The 16,348-nt window shown below is 55.0% G+C and carries 13 protein-coding genes; 6 read left to right on the forward strand and 7 right to left on the reverse strand.

Translation table 11 applies throughout. The features are described from left to right. The 5 genes from APY94_RS09185 to APY94_RS09205 form a co-directional block, all read right to left on the reverse strand. A partial coding sequence (locus APY94_RS09185; RefSeq protein WP_058939348.1) for a glucodextranase DOMON-like domain-containing protein occupies nucleotides 1–2,938 on the reverse strand: 2,938 nt, incomplete at its 3' end. Nucleotides 2,939–2,947: 9 nt separating this feature from the next. Then, complete coding sequence (locus APY94_RS09190; protein WP_058939349.1) at nucleotides 2,948–4,198, reverse strand: ABC transporter permease subunit; 1,251 nt, start codon at nucleotides 4,196–4,198, stop codon at nucleotides 2,948–2,950. Beyond that, nucleotides 4,195–5,094: a carbohydrate ABC transporter permease gene (locus tag APY94_RS09195; RefSeq protein ID WP_058939350.1), complete on the reverse strand. Its 900-nt coding sequence runs from the start codon at nucleotides 5,092–5,094 to the stop codon at nucleotides 4,195–4,197. The genes APY94_RS09190 and APY94_RS09195 overlap by 4 nt, the downstream gene beginning before the upstream one ends. A gap of 39 nt (nucleotides 5,095–5,133) precedes the next feature. Beyond that, the gene (locus tag APY94_RS09200) at nucleotides 5,134–6,483 is read right to left on the reverse strand and encodes an extracellular solute-binding protein (RefSeq protein ID WP_058939351.1); all 1,350 of its coding nucleotides are present in this window, start codon (nucleotides 6,481–6,483) and stop codon (nucleotides 5,134–5,136) included. 204 nt (nucleotides 6,484–6,687) lie between these two features. Continuing rightward, nucleotides 6,688–8,577 carry an alpha amylase N-terminal ig-like domain-containing protein gene (locus APY94_RS09205; RefSeq protein ID WP_058939352.1) on the reverse strand — a complete coding sequence of 630 codons (1,890 nt, stop codon included), beginning with the start codon at nucleotides 8,575–8,577 and terminating at the stop codon, nucleotides 6,688–6,690. A 73-nt stretch (nucleotides 8,578–8,650) separates the two neighbouring features. Here APY94_RS09205 and trmBL1 point away from each other — a divergent pair, with 73 nt between their 5' ends. Both trmBL1 and APY94_RS09215 read left to right on the forward strand, forming a co-directional pair. Then, complete coding sequence (gene trmBL1 / locus APY94_RS09210; protein WP_058939353.1) at nucleotides 8,651–9,673, forward strand: HTH-type sugar sensing transcriptional regulator TrmBL1; 1,023 nt, start codon at nucleotides 8,651–8,653, stop codon at nucleotides 9,671–9,673. Nucleotides 9,674–9,729: 56 nt separating this feature from the next. Continuing rightward, nucleotides 9,730–11,082, forward strand: a complete 1,353-nt coding sequence (locus tag APY94_RS09215; protein WP_058939354.1) for a glycogen synthase — start codon at nucleotides 9,730–9,732, stop codon at nucleotides 11,080–11,082. On the opposite strand, the gene APY94_RS09220 is transcribed toward APY94_RS09215, so the two are convergent. After that, on the reverse strand, nucleotides 11,079–11,441 hold the full coding sequence (locus APY94_RS09220; RefSeq protein WP_058939375.1) for a ribonuclease P protein component 2: 363 nt from the start codon (nucleotides 11,439–11,441) through the stop codon (nucleotides 11,079–11,081). The genes APY94_RS09215 and APY94_RS09220 overlap by 4 nt on opposite strands. Nucleotides 11,442–11,513: 72 nt before the next feature. On the opposite strand from APY94_RS09220, the gene APY94_RS09225 reads away from it, so the two are divergent. The 4 genes from APY94_RS09225 to APY94_RS09240 all read left to right on the forward strand — a co-directional run bounded on the left by APY94_RS09225 (nucleotide 11,514) and on the right by APY94_RS09240 (nucleotide 14,114). Next, nucleotides 11,514–12,599, forward strand: a complete 1,086-nt coding sequence (locus APY94_RS09225; RefSeq protein WP_058939355.1) for a radical SAM protein — start codon at nucleotides 11,514–11,516, stop codon at nucleotides 12,597–12,599. Nucleotides 12,600–12,714: 115 nt separating this feature from the next. Next, complete coding sequence (locus APY94_RS09230) at nucleotides 12,715–13,494, forward strand: hypothetical protein (protein WP_058939356.1); 780 nt, start codon at nucleotides 12,715–12,717, stop codon at nucleotides 13,492–13,494. A 48-nt stretch (nucleotides 13,495–13,542) separates the two neighbouring features. Continuing rightward, on the forward strand, nucleotides 13,543–13,773 hold the full coding sequence (locus APY94_RS09235) for an antitoxin VapB family protein (RefSeq protein WP_058939357.1): 231 nt from the start codon (nucleotides 13,543–13,545) through the stop codon (nucleotides 13,771–13,773). Further along, on the forward strand, nucleotides 13,743–14,114 hold the full coding sequence (locus tag APY94_RS09240; RefSeq protein WP_058939358.1) for a type II toxin-antitoxin system VapC family toxin: 372 nt from the start codon (nucleotides 13,743–13,745) through the stop codon (nucleotides 14,112–14,114). Before APY94_RS09235 ends, APY94_RS09240 begins: the two co-directional genes overlap by 31 nt. Before the next feature lie 5 nt (nucleotides 14,115–14,119). On the opposite strand, the gene APY94_RS09245 is transcribed toward APY94_RS09240, so the two are convergent. After that, entirely contained in the window at nucleotides 14,120–16,279 is a 2,160-nt protein-coding gene (locus tag APY94_RS09245) for a DEAD/DEAH box helicase (protein ID WP_083500643.1), read from the reverse strand. Nucleotides 16,280–16,348: the final 69 nt, after the last annotated feature.

Genomic DNA, 16,348 nt, shown 5'->3' on the forward strand with positions numbered 1-16,348 from the left:
CGCCGAGCTTCCACTGCTCTGCATCCACGGCCACCGTTCTCCACTTGTCCGGGCCGTAGCCGTCCTGCGAGCCGACGAGGACGTCTCCCCAGAGGCCGTAGTCCTCGTTTATGGCAATGTACTTCTTCGGGACTTTCACTATCACCGCGTTCTTGACGGGGTCGGCTGAAATCTGCATCTCACCCTGGTAAACGGTTCCATTCGGGAGGATGATGAGGTTTCCATAGTCCCATCCGGCAATCCTGAAGGCGACGTCCCAGGGATGGTTCGGGTCGAGGTTGACGTTGGCTCCGGGTCCATCGGGGAACATCTTTATGGCGGTGCTGTTGCCGCCGTCCTTGAAGTCCAGGTAGACCTCGATTATCTGGAGGCTGAAGCCGTTCGGTCCGTTCCAGGGGTTGCCCCCGAGGTCCTTGAAGTAGAACTCCATCACGTAGCTGTCCGTCTGCTCGAGCATCCTGAAGCGGAGAAGGTCAAAGGCCCCCTCGACGAAGACCGCGTCCGTTGGGTAGGTGTAGGTTCCGGGCCCGTGGTCGTCACCCTCAGGGTCTGCGATGTCCGCTATCGTGACTCCCTTGACCTCGGTCGGGAGCTTGAGCTCGATGGGGGTGGTTATTGTTTCGAGCCGTCCGTCCTTGACGGTCGAGACCGCGAAGTAGAAGTCGCTCGGGTTCTTGAGGTAATCGAAGGGCACAATGACTTCCACTCCGTCGTTCGTCTGCTCAACGGTTGCGTCTCCAAGCTTCTCGCTCTTCTCGTAGTCGGTGGCACCGTATATCTCAGCCTTTCCGTTCTCGTACACGACGTGCTTGGTTATGAGGAGACCGACGCTGTCGGCGGAGAACGGGGACATCGAGTACCTGAGCTCGGTTGGCCTCTCCTGGAGGAGTGTGAATGTGTTGCCGACGCGCTCATCCTTCTCCCAGATGCTTACCTCGAACCTGTCCAGGTTCCCCCTCACTAGGAAGTGAAGCCCATCGCCGTCGAAATAGACGCTCACGCCGTTTGCCAGCGGGGACATGCTTGAGTAGTTCTTCATCTCGCCCTCCTTGAGGCCGTCGAGGGCCCTGGTGACGTAGGGCTCACCGTCCGGGAAGTAGTTTCCAAAGAGGTAGCTCGGCGGCTCGACTCCGGCCAGCTTGTACATCTCGTAGAGGTAGGTCTTCAGGTAGCGGTCGAAGGTGTAGTCCTGCCCGCTGTCCTGGTCGCTTCCGTACCACCAGAACCAGTCGCTCGCCTCGGCGCGAAGCAGATACTCGTGGGCCTTCTCCCAGTCCGCCTGGCTCATGCTTCCCTTCTTCTCCATGAGGGTCTTTCTGGCCTGGTAGAGCCAGTACCAGCCGTAGTTCTCCTGGGGCTCACCTATCCACGTGGAGAGGGTTCCGTCTATCCAGCTGCTCTCGGGCCACTGCATCTCCTCATTGACCCCGACGGCGTCGTAGAGGTCGCCGAGGCTCTGGGCCTTGAGGAGGGCGTTAACGTTGTCTCCGGTGAGGTCCAGTCTCTCCATCATCTGCGGTGTGAGCCTGTTTGCTTCATCGCCGTAGAGCTGGATGTATTCGCTCGGGGTGAGGGTTCTTATGAGCCCCTGCTCCTGGAGTTCGGTCAGCTTCTTGTAGAGCTCGGTGAGGAAAAGCTTGCCGTCGTAGGGGTAGTTCTCCCACGGGTTCTCGCCGTCGAGCGTAACCACGTAAACCAGCGAACCTTCGTAGTTCTCCTTCTGGAGCTTGAGGAGCTCGTTCACGAAGTCCTCAACGGCCTGGTACTGGTTCATTCCGCCGTAGTTGAATCCCACGCGGTCGCTGAGAGCGTGGTCGCGCGGGAAGAGGTAGATCTTCTTTCCGTTGAACTCGGCCACCCAGGGCTTGTAGTAGTTCTCAACCGTCTTCTCGACGCCGAGCCTGTCAAGGACGAGCTGGTCGGTCATCACCCAGGTCCAGCCGTTGTCCGCGAGTGTCTCGAGGGTCTTGTCGTTGAGGGCGCTCTCGGCCGCCCAGCCTCCCTTGGGAACTGCCGTTCCACCGCCGAGGTACTGCTTGTACAGCTCGTCCGCCCTCTTCACCTGGTCGTCGAAGTCGCCCTCCCAGCCGAAGTCGTTGAGTATTGGGCCTATCGGGTGGGCGTAGGGAACGACCGTGACCTCGACGTTGCCGTTGCCAAGGAGGAGGTTTATCCTCTCGTGCTCCTTGAAGGTGTGGTTGATGAGCCAGAGCTGGGCGTCGAGGACGGTTTTAACGTCCTCCCTGGTGTAGTCGCCCTCATCAACCTTCTTGTAGAGGTCCCTGAGGGCAGGGGTGTCCATTATGTACTTGTAGTCGATCCAGGCGAGGTTGAAGAGAACAGCGAGGTCGATGTAGTCCTGCTCAGTGAACTCGCCTGTGACCGCCGCCTTCTGCTCCTCGAGCGGCAGGTTGGCGTACTTAGCCTTGGCCTGCATCATCTTGTCCTTCAGCTCCGTGTAGCGATCCCAGGGGTCCCTTACCGGGTTGCCGCTGGGGTCAGTTATCGGCTCGCCGTTCCAGGGGATGGTGTGGTCGAAGAACCCTCCCGGTGCCTGCAGCATGAACCACTTCTCGTCAACGGTCAGAGGCTCGCCGCTGGCTATCTTCTCGGTGATTATCTGGTAGGTGTCCTTCTTCCCGTTCATGTAGTCAGCGAGCTGGGCTATGAGTGAGCCCGATAAATCAATCGTGGCGTGAACGTCCGGATACTGGCTGAGGTAATAGGCCATCTTCCAGTAGTTGTTTGCCGCATGGAGCCTGACCCAGGGCCTGGTGTAGACGTCCTGGACCGGGTCGTAGTAGTAGGGCTGGTGCTGGTGCCAGACTATTATGACGTTGAGCGGCTTCGGCTCGGCCGCCCCAACGCCCTTGAAGCTTACTCCCATTAGGCTTCCAACCATCAAAAAGGCAAGGAAAAGGGCAGCAACCCTCCTCATATTATCACCTCACTCCTTGAGACCTCCAACTGTAAGACCGCTCCTTATGTAGTTCTGGGCGAGCATGAACGCCACGAACACGGGCAGGGCGAAGAGCAGAGCAGCTGCTGCGAAGTAGCTCCAGTCTATTCCCCTGCCTATGCCGCCCAGGAGAAGGTATATCCACACCGACAGTGGCTGGTGCGACTCAGTCAGCAGCAGGCTTGCCAGGATGAACTCAGTCCATCCTCCGATAAACGCGAATATTGTGACCGTGGCTATTCCTGGCAGCGCCATCGGGAGGAGCACGTGCCTGATTATCTGAAGGTAGCTGGCGCCGTCCACCAGGGCAGCCTCGTCGAAGTCCGGGCTTATGGAGTCTATGTATCCCTTGAGCAGCCAGGTGTTGAAGGGAACGCTTCCGGCGGCATAGATGAAGGACAGCACCGGCAGCTTGTCGTAGAGGCCCAGCTTGACTATCATACCGTAGAGGGCTATAAGGCCCGCTATTCCGAGACCGCCCGCCACCTGCGTGAACATCAGGTAGAAGTAGAGCACGTGCTCCCTGCCGAAGAACTTCATGCGCGAGAATGCGTAGGCGGCTGGGACGACGAACACGAGCGTCAGCAGCACCGTTATTGTGGCTATGATGAGGCTGTTCTTGAGGTAGCCGAAGAACTTCGAGTTGACGAACTTCCCCACCCTTGTGAACCTGACGGTTCCGCTGTTCCTGGCAACGACGTACTTCTCCATCGGGCCCGAGACGTGGGTGCCCTCAATGGTTCCGCCCTTCAGCTCAACGTTCCTCATTATCGCGAAGCCCACAGTGCCGTCGTCGTTCATCCTTGTGAGGATGAAGAGTCCCTTGACCTCACCCTTCAGCTGTCCCTGAGCGTTAACGTCCGTTGAAACGTCGAAAACCAGGTTTTTCACCGGGATCTCAAACACCAGTCCTGTGAATGGCCCGTATTTGACCTTGCCCTTTATCGTCCCTTCCAGCAGGTACAGCCTGCCGTCCTGAACGTGGGCGCTTCCCTCGATGGTTCCTGTGAAGTTCTCCGAGAGTTTGCTTCCTGAGAATCCAAAGAGCACCTCCCTGTACGAGTCAAGGCTGACGTTTCGGGGGATAATGTGGAACTCCGTGGTTGCGAGCGTTGAGCCCGGGCTTATTGAGACGACGAAGATGTAGTAAACTGGGAAGAGTATGATAAACATGACGAAGATCGCCAGCAGGGTCAGGACAAAGCTCCTGACGACCTCCCCTTTGCGCCTTCCCATCATCCCTTGGCACCCTCCTGAAGTCTGGTTATCCTGACGTTAACGTACATGTACACGGCAAGCACGAGCGTGGCGATTATCATTATCGCCGCGGCCTTTCCGTAGTGGGGGCTGGCTCCGAAGGCCTTCCTGAAACCGTAGAGCAGTATGAACTTGTCCTCGAACAGGCCCGCGTTGTAGATGTAGGGCACCATGAAGTACTGGAAGCTCGCCGCGCTGGTGAGTATGGTGGCGAATGCTATCGGTTTGCCGACTATCGGGAGGACCACGTGTCTCACCCTCTGCCAGTAGCTGGCCCCGTCTATTATCGCCGCCTCAACGAGCGTGTCCGGCACGGACTGGAGCGCCGCCGTGATGACGGTTATCATGAACGGGTACGCGAGCCACACCTCGATTATGTTGAGCGCGAGAAAGGCCCACAGCGGGTCGTTAATCCAGTTGGGGAGGTTGTGAACCCCCAGGGATTTAAGCAGCTGGTTTATCGGCCCGAATATCGGGTCGAACATGAACTTCCAGACGGTAACGGAGAAGAGCAGCGGCAGCGCCCAGGGGATTATGAGGAGGGAACGGTAGATCATTTTTCCTTTGACGTATCTGCTGTTGTAGAGCAGGCTGAGGATGATTCCCGCGAGAACCTTCAGGGTGACGCTGGCCACCACGAATATCCACGTCCACAGGAAGGCGCTCCTGAATGTTTCGTCGCCGAGTATCCAGCGGAAGTTCTCAAGACCAACGAACTGAAGCTGCGGGGCGTCCGGGGCCTGAACCGGGAAGTTGCCGAGCTGGGCGTTGGTGAATGCGAGATATATCGAGTATATTATCGGCCATAGGTTGAAAAACAGGAACGCTGCCATTCCAGGCAGGATTAGGAACAGAGCAATGGTCGTGGTCTTTTTCATTCCAATCCCTCCAAAAAGGTATGAAAAAGGAGAAAGGCTTCAGCCGTTCATGTTGTCGAGTATCTGCTGCTGGTACTTCTCGAGTATGGCCTTTATATCGGCGTTCTCCGGGTCCTGGAGTATCTCGTTGATTGCCCCGTCGACGCCGCCCCAGACGGCGCCCATCTTCGGGCTCTTGGGCATCAGGTACGCGTGCTGAACGGCCTGCCCGAAGCCGTAGATAACGGGGTCGTTCTGGATGTCCGGGTCGTTGAGAACGGGGGTGAGAACGGGGATGTAGCCGAGCTGGAGTGATAGCTCCTTGATGACCTCTGGGGTGGTGGTGAACCACTTGACGAACTTCCAGGCGGCCTCCTTGTTCTTTATACCGGCCGCGAAGTAGATGTCCTTGACTCCACCGTACGGCCTCGGCCAGTACTCCTTACCGTCCTTGGTTATCGGCGGGAGCGGAACGACGCCGAAGTCTATTCCGGCCTTCTTGACGTCGCTTATGCTCCACGGGCCGTTTATCATCATGGGAGCACGGCCCTCAAGGAATATGCTCTGCTGGGTTCCGTAGTCTGCGGTCGGGGCCATGTACGGCCAGATGTTCTGGAAGAAGAACTCGAAACCGTCTATCGTCTCGGGCTGGTCGAGACCGGGCATCTCACTCTGGTCGTCGAAGTAGTAGCCACCGAAGGCCTGGGCCCAGGCCGAGAGGAAGTATGCGTTGAGCGGATACGCTATTCCGTACTTCTCATTGTCCGGGTCGTTGTACTGCTCCATTATCGCCTTCATCTCGTCGAAGGTCTTCGGGGCCTCGCTCACCATGTCCTTGTTGTATATGAGCGCGGCAGTCTCGGCCGCGAAGGGCATGGCGTAGTAGTGCCCCTTGTACTGCATGGCCTCCTGGGCCATCGGGGCAAAGCCGTTGAGGACGTCATCGGTGATGTAGTCATCAATCGGCTCGAGCATGCCGGCCTCCGCGAACTTGCCTATCCAGTCGTGAGCCCAGATGAAGAGGTCCGGCCCCTGGCCGGTGGGTATGGCAGCCTTGAGGGCGCTCTCAAGCTCGGGCTTCTGCTCAAAGGTTATGGTGACGTCCGGGCACATGGCCATGTACTCCTCGGCGAGGCTCTGGAAGACCTCAAGCTCGTTAGGCTGCATGGCGTGCCAGATGACGACCTCCCCGCTTCCGCACTCCGTCTCGGGCGGGGTAGTGGTGGTGGTCTCAGTGGGGCTCGGGCTGGAGGTGGTTGAACTCGGTGAGCTCGTGGTGGTCTCGGTTGGACTGGGGGAGCTGGTCGTCGTTGAACTCGGGCTCTCCCCTCCGGGGGATATACAGCCGCTGGCCACAACGCTAAGAACCAAAACCCCCACCAAAAGCAGGGCAAACAGTCCTTTCTTCATATCTTTATCACCCGCCTTGATTTTGGGTGATATAGTATCATCGACGGTGATATATATATCTTGCGCTTCTTTGATCAGAGTTGTTGGCCATGCACATAGTTAGTCCTCCATGAAAAGAGTGGACCACAGGGAACGGGTCGGGGATGGGCTGTCTGTCCGTGGGGTGCCATCTGCCCCTTCCCCTTCATCCCCCGGGAGAAGACGTCAGGGTGTCGTCACATGGAACACGCAGTCCTCAGGTTCCATCGAGTACCTGATCTCCACCCTGACCCTTTCGTCCCCGAGAACCCTCTCGTATATCATCGTGCGCCCCTGGAACCTTACGGGCACGAACTCGCCGAGCTGAAGCGCTCTGCTCCTCCTTCTGAGCCGTATCAGCCGTTTCGTGGTTTCGAAAATCTCAGTGTCCCACTTCCCCCTGTCCCATACCATGGACGCCCTCCCGGCACTCAGGCCACCGTCCAGCCGTCCTCTGAGTCCAATTTCATCGCCGTAGAATATCGATGGAATCCCCTTGTAGGTCATCAGGAAGGCCAGGGCGCAGAGGTATCTCCGCCTGTCCCCCACGAGGTCGAGGAAGCGTTCGGTGTCGTGGTTGTCGAGGAAGTTGTACATCGCGTACTCCGCGGGGCCCAGGTGGGCGCTCAGTAGCTCCAGGCCGTTGAGGAACTCCCCCGCGTCGATTTCACCCTCAACAAAGAACCTGAGAATGAGCTCGTAGAGGGGGTAGTTCATGGTACCGTGGAATGCGTCGGGAACCCAGGGCCGGGGGTCGTCCATGACCTCCCCAACGAGGTACACCTCCTCTGGCATGGCCTTCCGCATCTCCCTCCAGAGCTCCGGTGGAACGCCGTGGGCGACGTCCAGCCGCCAGCCGTCCGCTCCCCGCTCGAGCCAGTACTCCATTACCTCTCCGATGAATCTCCTTACCTCCGGGCTGTCGTGGTTGAGCCTCGGCATCAGCCACACCGAGTAGAAGCTCTCGTAGTTCCAGTCCAGGGATTTTATCAGGTGGTATCTCTCGATCCACGGCTCTTCTGAATGCAGAACCCTCAGGAACTGCTCGGGAACAACGGGAGAGCCGGTTACGCGGTAGAACCTCCGGTACTCACTTCTTTCTCTGTTCCTAACCACGTCCTGGAAGTACGGGTGGAAGAAGCTCGTGTGGTGGAAAACCCCGTCGAGAATCAGCCTGATGTCCCGCTTTTTGAGTTCCCTCACCAGCTCCCTGAAGACCCCCCATCCTCCGAGCTTTCTGTCGATACTGAAGTAGTCGGTGACGTCGTAGCGGTGGTACGTCATGGACTCGAATATAGGGGTGAGGTAGAGGGCGTTGACGCCGAGTTCTTCGAGGTGCCCCAGCCTCTTTATTATCCCCGCCAAATCACCGCCGTGGAACGCCCTGCCCCTGGGCGTTCCGGGCAGGCCTCTCTCGAACCTGTCGGGCATTATCTGGTAGAAAACCCTCTCGTAAATCCATCGGGGAGTTTCCGGGCGGTATGGAACGGCCCTGAATGGTCCCATTCTCCTTGTCAAGCCTTTCCGCGTCCGAATCTCGAAGGAGTACTCCAGTTCACCGTCTCCGGGCAGGACTGCCTCGAAGTACTCGAACAGCCCCTCCCGGGCTTTTCTCCTCATCCCAACCATGCCCTCGCTTTCCGGGAGGACGAGGGTGGCCTTGGCGACTGCCCCCACTTTCGCCCTCAGGAGAACATGGGTTCTTCCGGCAACGGTGTAGAGATAGGTCGCGCTCGGCGCGTGAAATGGCCAGTCCCCACCGTCGATAACCGCGACGCTCGTTTCCCTTTCAAATTTGTACGAGAGCCTCCTGTAGGTCTCCCGTCCGGGGTTCTCGGGGTCGGGGGTAAACTCGCCGTCGATGGAGAACGCGTAGTGCCAGATCCCCTCCGGCAGCTTTACAGCCGTCCTCCAGCGGTCCCCTTCCTTCCTCATTCTGAAGGAGCCTTCATTGAACGCGTTGAAGCTCCCGAGCAGGTACACGTACTTTCTCCCTAGTTCCGCTGGAATCGAGAACTCGACGATCGCGACCCTCCCGAATTTCCGGTCCGGTTTGAACCCGAAAATTTTATACACTTTTATCACCCAAGATATCACTAGTGATGAATAAACTATCGCGAGTGAAACTTAAAAGATTGGAGGTCTCAGTATGAACGAAGAGGAAATAGTTGAAAAGCTTCAGAAGCTCGGTCTCACGAAGTACGAGAGCCTCGCATACATAACGCTCCTCAAACTCGGCCCGAGCAAGGCTACAGACATAACGAAGGAGAGCGGTATTCCCCACACGAGGGTTTACGACGTCCTCAGTTCCCTCCACAGGAAGGGGTTTGTTGACGTCATGCAGGGCTCCCCTCGCCTGTACAAGCCAGTCAACCCGGAGGTTGTTCTGGAGAAAATAAAGGAGGACTTCATAGAGGACGTTGAGAACCTCAAGGTTGCGTTTCTCGAGCTCTACCGCGAGGTTCACGGCGAGGATCTGCCCGAGATATGGACCATTCAGGGCTTTGAAAACACCGTTGAGCGCGCGGAGTACGTGATAAGGACCGCCAAGCACGAGGTTCTGATAAACACCCCCTTTGAGTTCCTCAAGCTGCTCAAAAGTGAGATACGCGCGAGGAAGGACATAGTCTTCGTCATAATCAGCAACTTCGATGAGATACCCGACTGGCTCAAAGGGAACAACATAATCCTCGCGAGGAGCGGGGGCGCCCCCTGGCTCATGGCCAGCTGGATAATCGGCGACATCGACTACGCCCTGTTCTTCGGTGCCCTCCCGAAGGACAAGCGTCGCGAGAAGTTCTACTCCTTCTGGGCCAAGAGCCCCAAGATAATCCAGAACTACATGCACTGGTTCTACACCATCTATCTCGACAACAGCGAGATAATCAAACCCCTCAACTATGCCGCGGCACCGAAGCCCCTCTCCCTCGTCAACATCAGGACGCTCATAACCGTCCTCAAGTACGTCGAGCTGCCGAGGAAGATCGAGGTCATCGGGAGGCTCGTTGACACGAAGGAGCCGGTGACCCTGGACGGGGAGATAACCGAATACGAGTACACCCCGCTCACCGCCAACATAACCGTGAATGCCGGCGGAAAGGAGTGGAAGATCGGCGGCATCGGCAGCTACTTCGAGGACGTCGAGGGCGAGAAGTTCATCCTCCTCGATTGAGCGGTTCTTTTCCTTCTTCATCTCCCATCCACTGGTTCATCAGGTAGGTGGTGTCAATGAGGATTCTTATCCTTGGGTTTGAATACCTTCCCGTCAAGGTGGGCGGCCTTGCCGAGGCGATAACAAGCATAGCCGAGGGGCTTGCCGAACTGGGAAACGAGGTCGTCGTTTTCACCCCCGACCACGGTAGAAACCTCGGCGAAGTCTTCGGCTCCTTCAGGGTTTCGGCCTTCGGCGGGGAAGTTTCGATAACCGTCAGAAAGCGTGAGCAGAACGGGGTGGTTGTCTACTCCCTCGGCGGAGGGCTTCTCAGCGAGTCCGATGTGTACGGCCCGGGCTGGGAGGGCCTGCTCAGGAAAGCGGTTCTCTTTGGAAAGGCGAGCGTCGGGCTGATGAACGGGCTGATCGATGCCTTTACTCCGGACGTAATCCACGCCCACGACTGGCACACTGTCTTTGCCCTGGGCCTTCTGAAGAAGTACTTCGGGATAAGGAGCGTCTTCACGGTCCACAGGCTCAACAAGGCCAGGATTCCGGACCACTACTTCAGCGAAGCCAACCTTGCTGAACTCGCTCCCTACCCCGAGATAGACCCCGAGCATACCGCCTGCTACATCGCCGACATGGTCACGACGGTCAGCAGGAGCTACCTGTGGGAGGAATGGGAATTCTTTAAACACTTCGAGGGAAAGGTTACGCACGTCTTCAACGGTATAGACTGCTCCTTCTGGAACGAGGAGCTCATGGAGACGAAGGACCTTCCCAGGGAGGAGAGAAGGAGGCGCGTTCTGGAGCGCTTCGGCCTGAGCGATGGGAAGGCCTTCATGTTCATAGGGCGCTTTGACAAAGCTCAGAAGGGCGTTGACACCCTCCTCCGGGCGATAGAGGTTCTCTCAGCGGATCCGGCCTTTAAGGAGATGAGGTTCATCATAATCGGCAAGGGCGATCCGGAGCTTGAGGCCTGGGCCAGAGCCGTTCAAAACCGCTTCCCCGAGAACGTCAGGGTGGTTACCGAGCTCCTCGGCAGGGAAACCGTTAGGGAGCTCTACGGTTCGGTGGATTTCGTGATAATTCCCTCATACTTCGAGCCCTTTGGTCTGGTGCAGCTTGAAGCCATGTGCCTCGGCGCGGTTCCGATAGGAAGTGCCGTTGGGGGGATAAAGGATACCGTAATAGGCCTCAACTCCGACCCGGAGAACGCCACGGGACTGCTCGTCCCCCCGAGGGACGCTTTCGCGTTGGCGAGGGCAATGGTTCTCGCCAAGGAGCTGGACGAGGGAACATTGAGAAAGCTCCGCGAGAACGGAAAGAGAAGGGCCAGAAACGACTTCACGTGGGAGAACGCCTGCGGGAGGTACATGAAAGTTTACGGGGGGACGGTTGACAGGGCTGTCCCGTTCCTCCGCTAGCGCCAGCCGTACTCGGCCAAGAACTTCCTTTTCAATCTTTTTATCGTTCCGGAAACACCGAGGGTTCTGAATATGGCCCTCGAACCGTTTATCTCCGTAACAAGCGTCAGGGCGAAGCGCAGTTCCTCCACATGCTTCCTATCAACTCTGACGATTCCGGTCTGGCTCTTCTCGTCGAACTTGATGAACCAGGGCTTTGCCCTCGCCGAGCCGAGGGTTCCCAGCGCTGAGATGCTCGCATCCCATATGGCTCTCTTTATCTCATCCTTCTTAAACGGCCTCTCCCCGATGACCTGAAAGGCTATGTAGCGGTGCTTGTCCCTCAGGGTGGGCGGCAGGTACTTCGGCTTCTCCCTCATAAGCATCTGCACAACTTTGCCCGCCAACCTTTTTAAGCTCTCCCCCGCGTTTAGGGTTAGCGAGGTGAGTGGATGGTCTGGGAGACGCCTTACTTTTCATACGCTGTGAGAGAGCTCCCCAAGGGCTGCCAGCTCTGCGTTAGGGGTGAGAAGCTCGTCCTCTTCACAACCGGGGTCTGCCCGAGGGACTGCTTCTACTGCCCGCTGAGCGAGCACAGAATGGGCGATGTTGTTTACGCCAATGAGAGACCCGTCAAAAGCTTGGACGACGTGATCGAGGAGGCCCTTTTGATGGAGGCTAGGGGGACTGGCGTTACCGGCGGCGACCCGCTGGCGAGGCTCGACAGAACGGCTGAGTATATCCGCGCCCTCAAGGAGGCCTTTGGCGAGGACTTTCACGTCCACCTCTACACCACCGGCGCCCTGGCGACCAAAAAGAACCTCGAAAAGCTCTACGATGCAGGTCTGGATGAGATACGATTCCACCCCGATCTGTTCAACCCGAACTCGAAGCTCTTCAAAGTCGAGGTTGAGAACATAAGGAACGCCTTCGACTTTGACTGGGACGTCGGCGGCGAGATCCCCTCGATTCCGGGAGGGTTCGAGAGAATGAAGTGGTACGCGGAGTTTCTCGATGACCTTGGGGCTAAGTTCCTCAACGTGAACGAGCTTGAGTTCAGCGAGACGAACCTGAGGGCGATTCTCGACAGGGGGTACAGGCCAATAAGCGATGAGAGCGCCGCCATAAAGGGTTCCCTTGAGCTGGGCCTGAAGCTCCTTGAATGGGGCGAGGAGAACACCTCGCTGAGCTACCACCTGTGCACGGCCAAGCTGAAGGATGCGGTCCAGCTCAAGAACAGGCTGAGGAGGATGGCGAGGAACGTGGCTAGGCCATACATGGAGATAACCGAGGACGGGACGCTCCGCTTCGGCATGGCGGAATACGACGATCTCGACGAGCTCTACGCGCTCCTAGTGGAGGAAGCCGAAGTTCCACCTGAGTGGCTGTACGTCAACAGGGCGAAGGGCAGGATAGAGATGCCGGAGGAGGTAGCGGTTGAGCTCGCCGAGGCTATCGAGGGCGACGTGAGGTTCTTCATCGTTGAGGAGTACCCGACCTTCGACAGGCTTGAGGTCGAGAGGATTCCATTGCCTTAAATTCTACCTCATTTTACTCCCATGAGTTGCCGGTTCTAGAGGAGTAAGTAGCTTACGGGGGCATAAGCTATGGGGGTTTCGAAAAGGTTATTTACCTTTGGGGATATTAACGGCCATGCGGATCTTCATCCGGGACTACCTCATCCCGTGGCTGTTGGCTATCGTCTTTTGGCTCGTCATCTGGATTCTCGTTCCCCAGGCGAGGAAAAACCTCAATCCCGTCAATCTTTTCTCAATTCTTCTCCTGCTGGCTCTCTTCCTCTTAGTGGCCTTATACTTCGCCGGGAAGGCTCTTGAGCGCTACGGCTACTCGCGGGAGGACGTAAAGCGCCTTCCAGAAATAATCGAGAAAACCCACGGCAGACTCTACCTTTCCAAAGAGGTTTTCGATACCATCGCAAGGGCGCTCATTTTCTGGGGATTGTTTTCCTCGGCTGTTCTCATGACAAAAGACCCCCTACGGGGAGTGGTTAACGGTCTGGCAATGTTTACGTTAATCTTTTCGTTCTTCATCTTTTTCGTCTCGATGGTCATCTGGGTGATGGTATTTCCTCTCTCCCTCTACCGGATTTTCACCGGTAAAAAACCGCACAGGGGTCTTCTAGATTTTGTCATCGAGTACAACGTTATCTTCACTGGCATTCTCCTGGCGGTCAGACTCATCGCGCTTCACGTTGGCGTAGATGCCTCGGCTTCTCAATACCTTACGAAGCTAATCGCCTTCGGCAGAAACGACCGCGTTGTGAATTCTCTCTTCGAGCTCTCTGCTCTAAACTTTCTCTTTGGGCTGGTTGGCTTTTACGGGCCGAAAAGAATCGGAAAGGCAACGGCCTTAATCCTGACTCTCATCGTCTTCGGCCAGCTGTGGGTTGTCTGGGGGCTGGTGTTTGGGTAGAACAACCTTTAAATATTTCGTGCATGCATGCACTTATAGGTGATTGCATTGGGCAAGACGATAACCATAGCCGATGACGTCTATTACGAACTCGTCAAGATGAAGGGCAAGAAGAGCTTTTCGGAACTGCTCAGGGAGCTGATAGGGAAGAAAAAGAAAGGCAACCTCGACGTGCTTATGATAGCTTTCGGAACGAGAACCCCCGAAGAGGTCGAGGAACTTAGGAAAGAGCTCAAGGAGGTCGAAGAATGGATGGACTCCTGGACACCAGCGTGGTGATAGAGCTCTTTGGAGGAAACAGGAAGGTCATTGAGGGCCTCTCCCCTGGTGGAACCTACGCACTTCCTGTTATGGCCGTTTTTGAACTCTACTGCGGACATTTGAAGGAGCGGGAAGAGCTAATGCTCGAGATGATGCCAAAGGTGGAATTTAACGAAGAGGCCGCGAAGATAGCCGGGGCAGTCTTCAGGGACTTAATGAAGAAGGGTCAAAGACCTCCTTTCAAGGATTTACTCATAGCTGCAACGGCGATAGCGTATAATTTGGTTCTATTCACCTGTGATAGAGGCTTTGAGAGATTCAAAGAATACGGGCTGAAATTGAGAATTTTGGAAAGATGAAAAGATTATTCTGGATATTCCTCATAGTATTTCTCTATTGCTCTGTAGCAGATGTCTTTGACATTTAACTTGATAAGCTCAAGCTTCTTTTCTTTCAGTTCGGTGTTTTCGTTGAAGTTGTAGTAGTTGAATTGGGGTTCCAGCCTTATGTGTATCCTTTGTCCAGATACAGAAAAATGGGCATTGGCTATTATTGCCTTACTGCTTGGGTTGTAGCTGGTTGCAACGTAAATACTGCCAAAGATTTTTTCTTTTTTGTCTATGGTCTTTTTCAAGTCTTCAACTATGCTGTCAAGGTTCTCGATTGGGAATACGTTGGTGAACAGCCTCAAGAACCCCTTTCTGTCAAACCTGAAGAAAACGTTTTCGCAGAAGGTTTTCTGGTTTTCCTCGCATGTTTTAAGGAGCCGTTCAAGCTCCATAAACACCATGTCTGAAAGCCTCTCGGGGTCGTAGAAGTAGAAAAGCCTGTCCTCCAGTATCAGCCTGTCGAAGTCTCTCATGACTTTTCCTCTGTTTAGCCTCTTCTCGACTTCTTTCATGGCTTTCTTGATGTCGTCACTCCATCCCCTCAGGAAAAACGTCGTGGTAATCATGAATGTCCATTTCTCGAATTCTTCATCGGACAGCTCCCCGAACCTCTGCCTTATGGCCTCTCTGAACTTCTCGTTCGACTTAAGGGCGCTCAGGTAGTATTCCACGGGGTCTCTCGGCTCGTCTCCCTGCGTTAGCAACATGTACGACGCCCATTTTGAGTTCAACATCTTGGTGGTTTCTCTGATGTAGTCGAGAAGCTTCTGGGTGGTCAGTTTTTCCTCCAAGTTAAGCAGGATGTAACTTACATCAACTCCCTCCTCGTACAGATTCCAGACCGCTTCGCTTAGGTCTTCGTATTCCTCAGTCTTGGGGGTCATTGTGATAACGAATAACTTTGTGTTCATCGGGCTTGAAACCCTGATTAGCCTTCCGAGCCTCTGGTAGAACCTCAGCGGGCTCTTTGGGACGTCTGTCATTATAAGAACGCCTGCCTCCGGGATGTCCACGCCTTCCTCACCGACAAGTGTTGAGATTATTATGTGAACATCACCCCTTTTGGCTCTTGAGATTAGTTCCTTCCTCCCCTCTTTTGGAAGGTCGCTCGTCAGGACTTCAACCTTGTGTGGAGGGATTTTAAGCCCATTAACTATGGCGTTTTTGAACTCATACGCCGTTGCCTTCCGAGATGTGAAAACGATAACCGGCCTTAGCCTTGGATTTTCTTCAGGATTGTATACTGTTAACACGTCGAGCAATGCGCGGGCTTTGTGGGAATACTCGGTGTTTTTACAAAATCTCATGACTTTACGGGCCTGTGGAGATTCTGCTATCTTTCCTCTTTCCATTGCCCGGAAAAAGCTTTCGCAGAATGCCTGTTTTCCATATCTCGAGAACGTTCTTTCGAGGAAGTATACGGTTTTCATGTCTCCCGGCAACCTCCCAAAGTATAGAATATCGTAGACCTCTGTCTCTTCATTCTCCAGTTCTGAATCAAACATGTCGACCAATGCCTTGGGTGGGCTGAATTTGGGGTCAATACTACTGAGTTTTTGGAAATCATAGTGGAGCAGTCTTAACTCACCCACAACTTCCCTAGTTTTGCTGACGCTTGCTTTGTACGCCTTTTCACTCGGCAACAACGCTGTGAATCCGACAACAATCCTTGGCTTAAGCTCGGAGATCAATTCGTTGTAATATTTTCCTGTAATTGCATGGTGGACTTCGTCGATTATTACAGCATCAAACTCATCTTTTAGATTTGAAATGCACTTTAAGGCCGTCTGAGGCGTTGAAATAACAACAGGATATCCACTCAGAAAGCTCCAACAGTTTCCTTCATACTCCTTTCCCGTTTCCATCAAGCGTCTCCACTTAGGATGCATTTGATCACATAAGAACCTCGTTGGTTCTAGGACGAGTATCCTCTTATACCCCCTGCCAAGTAGATAGTCCGCCGTCAACATTTCAAGAACTGTCTTTCCACTTCCTGTCGGCATCGAAACTGTTACAAATCTATCTCCGCGTTCTATGTGGACTATAAGCTCCTTAGCAACGATCTCTTGGTATTTGTGAAGGCTGAATCCCAGTTTTTGTCCAAGCTTCTTGTTGAATTCCTGAATGAACTCCATCAGTATTCACCGCATAAAGTAACTGTTTGAAGTATTTATGCTTTTTGGAGTTACAAAATGCTACGAATA

The sequence above is a fragment of the Thermococcus celericrescens genome, assembly GCF_001484195.1.
In the GTDB taxonomy this organism is placed as follows: domain Archaea; phylum Methanobacteriota_B; class Thermococci; order Thermococcales; family Thermococcaceae; genus Thermococcus; species Thermococcus celericrescens.